Source organism: Thalassobacterium maritimum (assembly GCF_031127805.1).
In the GTDB taxonomy this organism is placed as follows: Bacteria; Verrucomicrobiota; Verrucomicrobiia; order Opitutales; family Coraliomargaritaceae; genus Thalassobacterium; species Thalassobacterium maritimum.
On sequence record NZ_JARXHW010000036.1, the window covers coordinates 1 to 11,836 of the forward strand.

An 11,836-nucleotide genomic window follows, 5' to 3' on the forward strand; every position below is an offset into this window, starting at 1 on the left:
TGGCGTGCTCGCTTACGAGCGCCGGTGCTGTCTCGTAGGCGTCGGCTCGACGAACAGCATCAGGCTGGGAACGTCCAAGGTCGAACGTCCAACATTCAATGATGAATGATTTGGCTACGTAGCGGGGCTCTTTAGACCCCGTTCCGCATGGTGTGCGTGCGTGCTCTGCGAACTCTGCGGTTAAGATTTGCGTCGGACTGGAGCCCAGCCCGCCAGAACCGAGCCTAAAGGACTCGGCTACATTGCTTGTCAAAGGTGGCGTGCTCGCTCGCGAGCGTCGGTGCTGTCTCGTAGGCGCCGGCTCGACGAACAGCATCAGGCTGGGAACGTCCAACGTCGAACGTCGAACATCCAATGATGAATGATTTGGCTACGTAGCGGGGCTCTTTAGACCCCGTTCTGCATGGTGTGCGTGCGTTCTCGCTCTGCCGTTCGCCTCTGCGAACTCTGCGGTTAAGATCCGCTCGGACTGGATCCCGGCCCGCCAGAACCGAGCCTAAAGGACTCGGCTACATTGCTCATCAAAGGTGGCGTGCTCGCTCGCTCGCGAGCGTCGAACATCGAGCGTCCAAGATCACACCGTGTCACATTCACCATTGGATGTTGGACGTTCAATGTTCGACGTTCCCTCCCTCTTCGCGTTTATCGCCCAACCGTACTTGCGTTTGTCGACAAGTCTTTCAAGATAGCGCTTACCATGTCGTTTCGTCCATTGATGGCTCTATTTTTCTTTCTCACGCTCGGGCTGATTGCCTCGGCGCAAGAGCCTGTAGCTGTCTCTGCAACAGAGCCCGCACCGTCTGCCGATTCGTCTGCCGAGCCCGCCGAGCCCGCCGAGCCTGCCGATTCGGCCGCCGAGCCCGCCGCCGAGCCTGTCGCCTCGGCCGGGGAGCGCATCGACGTCTATGTGATCCCGATTACGGGAGCGATCAATAAGCCCAATCTCTACATTTTGCGGCGTGGCCTCAAAGAGGCCATCACCAACCAGGTGGATATGGTGCTGCTGGACATGGACACCCCAGGCGGGCGCGTGGACTACACCATCGAAATGATGGAGATGCTGGCCAAGTTCGATGGCATCACTGCCACCTTTGTGAATCCGGACGCCATTTCGGCTGGCTCCTTTATCGCCTCCGCCACGCAAGAGATCTATTTTGCGCCGCAAGGTAAAATGGGCGCCTCCGCCGTCATTCAAGGTGGCGGTCAGGATGTGCCGGAGACTGCCCGCATGAAGATGGAAAGCTACCTGCGCGCCAATATCCGCAGCATCACCGAGGACTATCCCTTCCGTTCCGATGTTTTGCGCGCGATGCTGGATGCCGAGTTTGAGCTCAAAATCGGTGACGAAGTCATCAAGCCTGCCGGCGAGCTACTCACGCTGACCGCTCGCGAGGCTATGCGCGAATATGCCCTGCCCGATGCCGCGCCCCAGCCGCTGCTCGCCAGCGGTATTTACGATTCCGTCGACGCGCTGCTGGATGCTCGCTTGGGCCCCGATCAATACCAGATCAAAGACTTCCATATCACCTACTCCGAGGTTTTGGCCAAGTGGATGAATACCTTTGCGCCCGGCTTGCTGGGCATCGGTTTGCTGGCGCTTTTCTTTGAGTTCAAGACGCCCGGTTTTGGCATCTTCGGCATTGCGGGCATTGTGCTGCTGGGCATCTTTTTCATTAGTCAATACATCGCCGGTCTGGCGGGCAACGAAGTCATTTTCTTCTTCGCTCTGGGCGTGCTGCTTGTCTTGGCCGAGCTCTTTTTCTTTCCAGGCACCTTGATCGCCGCGCTCACCGGGCTGGCGCTGATCTTTGGTTCACTGCTGTGGGCGATGGTCGATATTTGGCCCAATGAGCCGCTCAAGCTCTCGCCCGAACTCCTGGCCGAGCCGCTGGTCAACCTAGTCTTTGGCATGTCGATCGCCGTGGCGGGCGCTCTGGCACTCTCACGCTTCTTTCCAGGCTCCTGGATGGAGCGCTCGCTGGTGCTCGCCACCGCGGCAGGCGGCAATAGTCAGAGCCTGCGCGCCGAGCGTGCCTCGCGCATGCCGCCCCCCGGCAGTGTGGGCGTGGCTGTGACCGATCTCTTCCCCAGCGGCCGCGTCGAAATCGATGGCCAGCGCTACGACGCCCGCAGCTCCCTCGGCAGCATCGACCGCGGCGCCCAGGTGCAAGTGGTCCAGACCAGTGCCTTCAGTCTAATCGTCGAGCCCGCCCGGGATCGCAACTCTCCTGAGTTGCCCCCTTCAGCGCCGCCCACCGCAGCGAATACGGAGATTCGCGATCCCGTGAACACCCCGCCCCCGAGTGAGGCCACGTCCAATCCCACATCCCAGGAGGCCTCCAAATGACCACTATTCTTGGCCTCATTCTCGCCGCGCTAGTGCTGGTCTTTTTCGAAGTTCTGCTGCCCGGCGGTGTCCTTGGCGTCCTCGCCGTGCTTTGCCTGCTGCTGGCCACTTGGCTGACAGGCGCGCAATTCGGCGCTGGCGTGGCGGTGCTCACTTTTGTTCTAGCCTCCCTGGCCATCGCGCTGCTGATCTTTATCGAGTTCAAATTACTGGCCCGCACTTCCCTCGGGCGCGGATTTTTTCTCAAGTCTTCCGTGAGTGGGCACTCCAATGTTGCCCCCGCCGAAGCTTCGATTATAGGTAAAGAAGGCCTTGCATTGACGCGGCTCAATCCCAGTGGGAAGGTTCGTATCGACGACCAAACCTACCAAGCCTATTCGCAGGACGGCTATATTGCCGCCGATCAAGCCATCCGCGTGATCGCACAAGACAGTTTTAAACTCATCATCAAAAAAATATGACCTCCATTACACTCCCACTCGCCCTCGCCGGCTGGCAGCTCGGCGCCGCCGCCATTCTCGGACTCATTCTGCTGATTGCTTTCTTTATCGTCATCAGCTTCTTTAGCATTTGGCTGCGTGCCTTGCTCTCGGGCGCCGCCGTCGGTTTTCCGACCTTGGTCGCCATGCGTCTACGCGGCGTGCCCGCCTCGCTGGTAGTCGACGCTCGCATCACCTCTGTCAAAGCAGGCATCGAGATCAGTGCCAACGACCTCGAAGCCCACTACCTGGCAGAGGGCAACGTCATCCAAACGGTGCAAGCCCTCATCGCCGCCGACAAGGCCAACATCGCCCTCGACTGGCAGCGCGCCTGTGCGATCGACCTCGCCACTAAGGGCACCGGCAAGTCCGTGCTGGAAGCGGTGCGCACCTCCATCAATCCTAAAGTCATCGAGTGCCCCGCCGCCGGAGGCGGACGCTCCACCATCGACGGCGTGGCCAAGGACGGCATTCAGGTCAAAGCCCGCGCCCGCGTGACCGTGCGTTCCAACTTGGACAACTACGTGGGCTCCGCGCTGGAAGAGACCATTATCGCCCGCGTCGGCGAGGGCATCGTCACCACCATCGGCTCCGCCGATTCGTATAAGACTGTGCTCGAATCCCCCGACAGCATTTCCAAGGTCGTGCTCCAGCGTGGCCTCGATGTCGGCACCGCCTTTGAGATCCTTTCCATCGATATCGCCGACGTCGACGTCGGACAAAATATCGGCGCCCAACTACAAGAGTCGCAAGCCGAAGCCGACAAGAACGTCGCCCAGGCCAAGGCCGAAATGCGTCGCGCCGCCGCCGTCGCTCTCGAGCAAGAAATGAAGGCCCGCGTCGAAGAGATGAACGCCAAGGTCGTCGAAGCCGAAGCACAAGTGCCGCTCGCACTCGCCGAAGCCTTCCGCAGCGGCAACCTCGGAGTCATGGACTACTATCGCCTCAACAACATCAAAGCCGACACCGACATGCGCGACAGCATCTCCAAAGGCGACGAGAAGAGTTAGGGCTTTTTTTTTGATGGAGGATGAATGATTAATGATGGCGGATTAATGATGGCGGATTAATGATGAATGATTAATGATGGAGGATGAATCATGGCGAATGGAGGACTCTTAGACTTTGAGCAGATGGAGGTCTGGCAGGATGCTCAGGACTTGGCTGTCGATGTCTATGGCGACTTTCGTGCCTGTCGTGACTTTACCTTTGTCGATCAGATTAAGCGCGCTGCTGTGTCGATTTCTAACAATATTGCAGAGGGCGCCGAGCGCTCGACAAAACCGGACTTTGCCAGATTTCTCGATATAGCCAAAGGATCTACCGGCGAAGTCAGGAGCATGTATCATCTAGCAGAGCGATTGAAATTCGTGGAGGAATCCACCGCCAACCAGCGCCGCGGTCAGTGCAAAAGCATTTCTCGGCAATTAGGCGGCTTTGCTAAACATCTACGTAAAAAGTAATCCACCATCATTCATCCCAGATCCACCATCCTTCATCCCAGATCCACTATCATTCATCATTCATCATTCATCCACCATCATTCATCATTCATCCACCATCCTTCATCCCAGATCCACCATCATTCATCCCTAATCCGCCATCCCTAAATGGACAACCTACTCGAGTACATCATACCCGTTATTTTCGCGGCCATCTATTTCTTTGGAAACCTGCTTTCTAAGAATGGTGACGAGGATGAGGCCGCGCCCGGGGCGCCTCGGCGTAGTTCCGAGTCGGACCCTGAGGCTGCGGAGCGCCAGCGGCGCATACAGGATGAGATTCGCCGCAAGATCTTAGAGCGTCGTCAAACCGAGCAGGGCGGTGCCGGCTCATTTGAGCAGTCGCCGGCGCCAAACATGCGGCCGGCCGACTCCGTCGAGGCTGCGCAGCGCGAGGCCACTGAGCAGCGCCGCCGGCGAGAGGCGGCCGCTCGCCGCTCACAGCCTGAGTCGTATCGTCCCCAGTTGGAGCCCGAGCGTCCGCAGGCGAATGCTTATCAGGACGAAATGCAGGCTCGCTTGCAGCAAATCGAGGCCACCAAGCGCCAGGCGGAAACGCTCAAGAAGCAAGCCCAAGCCTCTCGTGAAAAGTTGTCGCCGCAGGCCGAGCGCCCGAGCGGGTCCACCTATCGCGCCCGCGGCCCCATCCGCAGTCGACTCAAAGACCCCGCCGCCGCGCGTGCCGCCTTTATTTCTGGAGAAGTCTTAGGCCCTCCCGTCAGTCAAAAGAAGAGCCAAAGCGTCCCCGGTCTCGCCTAGGCGCTGGTTTTAGGCAGTCCAGTCGCCTCGGTTCTTCGCTCATTTCACATCAACCAAGCCCGCAACTTTATCAAATCCGTGTCCTTTCGAGTCCATCCACGTTTTAGTAGAGCTCCAGTCAGACTCGCTCTCTTTTTTCTTCTCGCTCGCGTGCTGTGCGCAGCCGAGCCTCAAGGCGCCGCGACTGCCGAAGGCTCTACGAGCTCTGAGCCCCCGCCGCCTGCCGCTGTTGCGGTCAGTGAGTCGCAGTCTGCCTACGCCGCCTCCATCGCGCGCTTGGAGCCCATGGACACCACCGGGCTGAATCCAGACCTGGTGACCGTGCTCTCGGGCTACTACCGCAACAGTTTTACCAGCCAGCAGCATTGGGAGCTGATCGAAAGCATTCGTTTCGATGGCACACTGGAGCTGCCCAACGGCCCGCTGCGTTTCACCGCATTTAAGAAAAAGCCCGACTACTGCAAGATTGTGATTTTTGCCCCCAATGGGGGGCGCATCGTAATGGCCTACGACGGGCAGGACGCTTGGCAGTTCAACACTTTGCAGCCCGACGCGCAGCCAACGGATTTGGATCCACTCGAAGCGCTCAATTTTATTCGGGATGCCACCACTGGCGGGCATTTGCTCTACCCCCTGATTCCTGGCAAGCAGATCGAACTCGTCGGTGCTGCCAGCTTGAATGGACGCCGGCACTATGAGCTCTTGGTGACTTTGCCCGATGGCCAGCCCATCCGCTCGTTGCTGGATATGACGACTTATGCCGAGGCCCAGCAGACCACCGTGAATCATGTCAGTGGGCAGACCGAGGTGATTACGCATAGCGATTTTCGTGAGATCGACGGTGTCCGCTTCCCCTTTGTGAGCACTTTGACGGTGGAGGGGGAGCAAATGCACCAATCCCGCATCGATCGGGTTCAAGTCAACCTAGGCGTGATGCCTTGGATGTTTAGCCGCTCCTCCGGAGCCGCTCTACCTGGCGGTTCCTATCCTCAGAGCATGAAAGCGGGATCCAATCAGCTGCCGCAGATTCCTTCGATGCCTGCAGAGGCCAGCCTCCGTTTCGGCGGGGCCACCGCCGACCCTTGGTCCACTGAGTCAGCTTTCGAAATTGACCCCAACGCCCTCTCCGAACAGGAGGCCGCAGATCTAGTGCAAGAAATTGAAGCCGATGCGAATTAAGACTTGCCAGTTTAGTAACGTTTGTGACATTTTCGCGCCATGTTACGTTTTCAGGAGGCGGCATGTCGTCACTTTTTTGTACTTGTAAGCAGTTAGTACTTTATTAGGTTGGACCAAAAATTATTCTTATGAAATCACCCATTAAAACTTTTTCTCTGCTGGCTTCGGCTACCCTATTAACAATTTCCAGCCTGAGCGCGGTTTCGACTGATCCAGTGGGGTATACTACGATCAATGTTAATAGTGGTGCCGATACTAAGGTTGGTATTTCTTTATTTCAAGCGCCTAAATTTGCTGGGAGTCCTTCGGGGGTTACTTCTGGAGTAGTGTCTTTTTCTGAGGTTGTTCCGGATTTGACAACGTTACCTCACTTTTTATTAGTGACGAGTGATAATGGATTGTTGGGGCAGTGGTATGAGATCGTTTCAAATAGTGGTTCATCTGTGACTGTTTCAGAAGATCTGGAAGCAGCCGGGCTGACTGTTTTTGATACAATTAAAATTATACCTTTTTGGACATTAGATACCCTTTTTCCCGATGGTGGGAATATTCCTGCTTCAAGTGATGTTACTAATCCCGTTGCTCAAGTTCTTTTTAGTAATGTAGCAGGTGTTGGGATTAATTTAAGTCCTGCAGCTTCTTATATTTATCATAGTGGTGAGCAGGGGCCTGCAGGTTGGTATGATCTTAACAATATCGGCGGTGGACTTGTTGGCGATGCGGTAATTAGTCCCGAGTCGTTTATAACGATTAGAAACGAATCAGGGAGTGCAGCAAAAGTCGTTGTTGCAGGGAATGTTCCTGTAGATTCGTTGTCTAATAATGTGATATCTTATTCCAGTTCCTCACAAGATAATTTGATTACAAACCCTTACCCTGCAGGTATTCAGCTTCAGAACTCAGGTTTATTTTCTGATGGAGTTTTGGCAGCTTCTCCAGATGTCACAAATCCTGTAGATCAGTTGTTGATTTACGAAGACACTCCTAGTGCTAAAAATCCCTCTCCTGTGAAATCCGTAATCTATCATAGCGGGGAGCAAGGACCTGCTGGCTGGTATGACTTAAATGACATTGGTGGGGGGCTTATTAATTCTTACAAAATTCCGGCTTCAGCAGCACTAGTTATTCGTAAGTCTGCATCGTCGGATGCTAAAGTTGTTTGGTCGCCTGCAACACCTTATTAACTTAATTTATCAATCGTAAATTAGGTGTCTTTAGTAACATATTTAACATCTTAACTATAAACACATAATAAAATATCAACTAACATGAAAATTAAAACAATTTCAGCATTAGTCTCCTTGCTATTGGTCTCATATGCATCTGCAACTATTACTTTTAATGGTACTTCTTTGTCAAACGCGCCAAGTTTAGTTGCTGGTCAAGTTGGCGTCTATTTGGTTAGTACTGATGGTACTCCATTTACCTCAGGTGCTTTGTCTAGTCTTTCTGCAGGGGCTTCTTTGACAGATAGCTCGACTTATGGTAGCTCTTTCGAATATATAGGTCATAATACTGTTACTTCGTTTGGTAGTGTTTTTCTAAGCTCGGGTTTTGACTTTTCACATGGTAATGGAATCGATCAAAATGATGCTTTTGGAGTTCTAGTTTTTGAAACTTCCACTGCAAATACCTTGAGCGGCGATAGTTATCAGATCTGGACTGATGGAAGTTGGCTAGTGCCAGCTGATCTAGGAGGTGCATTTACATTTGCTTCTGAATTTCCACAACTCACAACTGCGTCAAACGCTTCAGGCACCGTCGTTCCCGAGCCTTCCGCATTCGCGGCAATGGCTGGTTTGATGGCACTTGGTTTCGTGATGGTTCGCCGTCGCGGATAAAACTCGCCACAATTCTTTTACTAAAGCCCTCCGCGGATGCTGGAGGGCTTTTTTGTGTACCCGGAAGAAGAGTGAAGAGTGAAGAGTGAAGGGTGAAGGGGGAAGTTTGAAATGGATGCTGGCTGTTCGGCGGCGCTGAGGAGTGGGCGATGTTTAGTTTCGGGGCGGGCAGCCGTCTCTCTGAACATCGAATCGCCTTTCCGGGATCGCGAATCTCCGCATTCGCAGCCTTGCATCAGCCGGCCCGCTCGGACCAGCGCTCCGGAGCGCTCGCTAAGAAGCATGGATTTCGTCGTGAGGTGAGGAGAGTCGAGTTCTATAAAACCGAGGGAACATCGAACATCGAACATCGAACGTCCAACATGGAACATCGAATGTGCATACCTTCATTCACCATTGGAAGTTGAACGTTGGACGTTGGGCGTTCCCATTTCCCATTATGCTTTTTTCCATAGCAGCCACAGCACGGGAGGGGTGTTTTTCGATGCGGGTTCGTGGTATTCCACAGCGTGGCCGGCGCTTTGCTGGGTTTGCATCCAGTCGGCGACGACTTGGGCTTCTTCCATGCCGCCGGGGTGGCCGCGGTAGGCGGTCACAGAGAGCAGGGCCCCGGGGGCGAGTAGCTCTAGTGAGGCTGTCAGGGCTTTTGCGGTGCTGGTCGATTGGGTCTGCACGCGCTTGTCGCTGCCGGGCAAATAGCCAAGGTTGAATATAATACTGGCGACTTGCCCGCTGTGTTGCTGGCTGAGTGCCTGCAGCTGCGCGGCGTGGTCGCCTTGGATTAAGTGCACGCGCTGGCTGAGCTGGGCGTGTTCCAGCTTTGCACGAGTGGAATCGATGGCGGCTTGTTGAATGTCGATGGCGATCACTTGGCCCTGTGGGCCCACAATTTCGGCCAAGTATTGGGTGTCGTGGCCGTTGCCTGCGGTGGCGTCGATCACAAGATCGCCGGCAGTGAGCTGTTCCGCGAGTTGCTGGTGTACTTTTTGAGTGAGTTGCATGCTTAATCGAGGGGCTGATTCTGAAAGCGTCCGAGGTCCACTTCGGGCTGGATGGGGCGGCCTTGCAGGAGGTGCGCGCAGAGTTGTTCTGTCATTGCGGGGGCGGTGGAGGCTCCCTTGGATCCTAGACCGTTTAAGAGATAGAGGCCGGGGCGGCTGGGATGCGCCCCCATCAGCGGACGACTGTCTCGACTACTGGGGCGAATGCCCGCCAAGTGGGCCGTGACTTCGATGGGGTGCGGATCTTTCAGGGCGGCCTGTGCGGCTGTCAGTAGTTCCGCGCGGCGTGCGGCGGTGGGCGTTTCGCTCAGATCCGATTCATCGTAAGTCGCGCCGAGACGGAAGCTGCCGTCGGGGTAGGGCAGCAGCCACTTCTTATGGTGGTAGAGTTTGCGCGGCAGTTGTAGCGTGGGGCTGTGGCAGAGCAGCGTTTCGCCCTTGGCGGGCTGCAAGGCGAGCTCGGGAAAGAAGGGGTTGTTGCGCGCGGCCGCGCCTTCGCAGAAGATCACTTTCCGGGCGCAAATTTCCTGATAGCGCCAGTGCGTGCCCTGGGGCAGGAGCTCGGCGTGTTGAAAGCTTTGATCACAAAAAAGGCCAGCCTGTTCAAATGCCGAACGCAGCGCATGGACTAATTTGGGAAGTTCCACGTAGGCCGCTTGTTCGATGCCGAAGCAGCCGTGCGGATCGTTAAATGCGGGAGCCGCATCGCCGGCCGGGTAGTAGCGACTCAGTACATCCTGATAGCGAGGGTTGCGCAGGCGTCGTCCGAGGCGTTTAAGATCGTCCGGGTTTTGGCAAAAGCGGAGCTCTGGGATCGGGTGGTAGATGTGCAGGCCCAACTGCGCTTCCAACTGTCGGTAGCAGGCCTCTGCGGTGGGGAGCAGTTGCTCGCAGTTCCAGGTCTTCGTCATCCAGCGCCCCGTGACCGGATTAATCACGCCCGCGGCGACATCCACCGCCGCCGGCATACGGCGACTGCCGATCAGCAGAAAGGGCTGCCCCGCTTGCTGTAAGCGCCAAGCCAACAAGCAGCCTGCCAGCCCGGCACCGACGATTAGATAAGGAATATGGTGAGTGGAGGAATCGATGCCTCATGTTGCATCGTCCCGCCGCCCCGGCGCAAGACAACATCTGCTGCTTTCTGCTCTACATGAATAGGTCGGCAGACAGCTTGAAGTGCGCCGAAAGCTTTTGCAGGTGCGCGACAGTGAGTTGTCGTTTGCCTTTCAGTAATAAAGATGCTTGCGCGCGGCCGACTCCTAGGATGCGGCCGAGTTCGACCCCATTGATGCTGTTTTCCTGACACAGGTATCGGAGCATTGGCAGGCCTTTGGGGAGTGATGTGAGCGTTTCTTTGAGCAAATCATTTTCGTAAGCCTCGACGAGGGTGGATAGCAGATCCAAGTATTCTTCTTGCTCATCGTTGAGCGCAAGCCCGCTCAAGCGATCGATCACAGCAAGCGCATTTTCGTGCCCGACTTGATCATGGATCGGACGTGGCATGAAGGCTGTAATGAGTTCGTTGTAGGTTTCGGGGAGCTCAGTGTTTTGTGGGGAGAGTGTGATCATTGCTTAGTTCCTTTCTTTCCAAGTGTTTTTGTCGTATGCAGCATGCGTGAGAAATTCTCGCACATAGACACGTCCTCGGCTGGGACTCGCCGGTGTGAAATGTATCGCTGCGATAAGTCGATCAGAGCGAAGATTGAAAATATAGACTGTTCGCCCGCTGTTCAGGCGAAGTATGTCCGCTGAATTGTAGGTCTTTCGTATATCTGAGAAATTGCTCCAGAGCGCGCTTTCTACGGTCGAAAGCCATTGTTTCACGGTGGGTACGCTGTCCGCATGCGCAGCCGCTAGCTCCAGTAGCCTCACTTTGGTAATGACTCGCATTGTTTGCAAGATGTAAACAATGTGGTCGTTTGTCAATTATATAGCTGACTCTCTGACCTTTCGCTTCCACGCGAGAGCCGGCGGTTGCGTTTGAGCCCCGGCGCGCCCAAGGGCGCACGCCACGTTTTATTCGATGTTGGGCGTTCGATGTTCAATGTTCGATGTTCGTTCTGTTTTTGGTGCTTTGGGGACTGGAGGATTCAGGTTTTGCTCGTTCGACTGGGAACGCGGGGAACGTCCAACGTCGAACGTGCAATGGTGAATTGCTTGCCCTGCGTAGTCAGGGATTCAGGTGTGCGGATGTTGTGTGTGTCGGGCGAACCGGCGCTTGTGTTTGAGCACCGGCGCGCCCAAGGGCACACGCCACGTTTCATTCGATGTTGGGCGTTCGACGTTGGGCGTTCGATGTTCAATGTTCGATGTTTGTTCTGTTTTCGGTGCTTTGGGGACTGGAGGATTCAGGTTTTGCTCGTTCGACTGGGAACGCGGGGAACGTCCAACGTCGAATCGCTGCGCGCTCCAAGGTTTGGAGTCCCGGCTTCAGCCGGCCGCGTCGGGCCAGCTTCCGGAGAGCTCGCGAAGTGGTATGGATTTCGTCGCGAGGTGAGGGGAGTCAGGTTCTGAATCAACGCGGCCGCTTAAAAGCGGGACTCCAAACGAATGGATGCTTTGGCGATTTCATGGCCCCGGCTTTAGCCGGCGCGTCGGGCTGAGCTTCGGAGAGCTCGCTGGTGTTCGGTCCGTCACGCTAGTCTTGTGAAAACGCTGGGAACGTCGAACATCGAACGTCCAACATTGAACTTCGAATGATTTGTGGGGGGGGGCGTCACGTAACATT

Annotated in this window: 12 protein-coding genes; 8 read left to right on the top strand and 4 right to left on the bottom strand. The window is 55.6% G+C overall.

The window, feature by feature from the left end; all coding sequences use genetic code 11:
• The first annotated feature begins 697 nt into the window (after window positions 1-697).
• The 8 genes from QEH52_RS14000 (at window position 698) to QEH52_RS14035 (ending at window position 8,107) form a co-directional block, all read left to right on the top strand.
• Window positions 698-2,347 (top strand): NfeD family protein, encoded by a 1,650-nt coding sequence (locus tag QEH52_RS14000; protein WP_308951263.1) that lies wholly within the window; start codon window positions 698-700, stop codon window positions 2,345-2,347.
• Window positions 2,344-2,808 carry an NfeD family protein gene (locus QEH52_RS14005; protein ID WP_308951264.1) on the top strand — a complete coding sequence of 155 codons (465 nt, stop codon included), beginning with the start codon at window positions 2,344-2,346 and terminating at the stop codon, window positions 2,806-2,808. Before QEH52_RS14000 ends, QEH52_RS14005 begins: the two co-directional genes overlap by 4 nt.
• Window positions 2,805-3,836, top strand: a complete 1,032-nt coding sequence (floA, locus tag QEH52_RS14010; protein ID WP_308951265.1) for a flotillin-like protein FloA — start codon at window positions 2,805-2,807, stop codon at window positions 3,834-3,836. The genes QEH52_RS14005 and floA overlap by 4 nt, the downstream gene beginning before the upstream one ends.
• 90 nt (window positions 3,837-3,926) lie before the next feature.
• The gene (locus tag QEH52_RS14015; protein ID WP_308951266.1) at window positions 3,927-4,289 is read left to right on the top strand and encodes a four helix bundle protein; all 363 of its coding nucleotides are present in this window, start codon (window positions 3,927-3,929) and stop codon (window positions 4,287-4,289) included.
• Between the two features lie 147 nt (window positions 4,290-4,436).
• Window positions 4,437-5,087: a hypothetical protein gene (locus QEH52_RS14020; protein ID WP_308951267.1), complete on the top strand. Its 651-nt coding sequence runs from the start codon at window positions 4,437-4,439 to the stop codon at window positions 5,085-5,087.
• Between the two features lie 78 nt (window positions 5,088-5,165).
• Window positions 5,166-6,266, top strand: coding sequence for a hypothetical protein (locus tag QEH52_RS14025; RefSeq protein WP_308951268.1), 1,101 nt, complete (start codon window positions 5,166-5,168; stop codon window positions 6,264-6,266).
• Between the two features lie 128 nt (window positions 6,267-6,394).
• Complete coding sequence (locus QEH52_RS14030; protein ID WP_308951269.1) at window positions 6,395-7,450, top strand: TIGR02597 family protein; 1,056 nt, start codon at window positions 6,395-6,397, stop codon at window positions 7,448-7,450.
• An 84-nt stretch (window positions 7,451-7,534) separates the two neighbouring features.
• A complete protein-coding gene (locus tag QEH52_RS14035) occupies window positions 7,535-8,107 on the top strand; it encodes a PEP-CTERM sorting domain-containing protein (RefSeq protein WP_308951270.1) in 573 nt (190 codons plus the stop codon).
• 437 nt (window positions 8,108-8,544) lie between these two features.
• Here the strand turns inward: QEH52_RS14035 and mnmM are convergent, their stop codons facing one another.
• Genes mnmM through QEH52_RS20750 form a run of 4 tightly spaced genes read right to left on the bottom strand, consistent with a single transcriptional unit; the run spans window position 8,545 to window position 10,998 of the window.
• A complete protein-coding gene (gene mnmM, locus QEH52_RS14040) occupies window positions 8,545-9,108 on the bottom strand; it encodes a tRNA 5-(aminomethyl)-2-thiouridylate-methyltransferase MnmM (RefSeq protein WP_308951271.1) in 564 nt (187 codons plus the stop codon).
• A 2-nt stretch (window positions 9,109-9,110) separates the two neighbouring features.
• Window positions 9,111-10,196 (bottom strand): NAD(P)/FAD-dependent oxidoreductase, encoded by a 1,086-nt coding sequence (locus tag QEH52_RS14045; protein WP_308951297.1) that lies wholly within the window; start codon window positions 10,194-10,196, stop codon window positions 9,111-9,113.
• Window positions 10,197-10,254: 58 nt separating this feature from the next.
• A complete protein-coding gene (locus QEH52_RS14050) occupies window positions 10,255-10,677 on the bottom strand; it encodes a helix-turn-helix domain-containing protein (RefSeq protein WP_308951272.1) in 423 nt (140 codons plus the stop codon).
• Window positions 10,678-10,680: 3 nt separating this feature from the next.
• Window positions 10,681-10,998, bottom strand: a complete 318-nt coding sequence (locus tag QEH52_RS20750; RefSeq protein WP_425609290.1) for a type II toxin-antitoxin system HigB family toxin — start codon at window positions 10,996-10,998, stop codon at window positions 10,681-10,683.
• Window positions 10,999-11,836 lie beyond the last annotated feature (838 nt).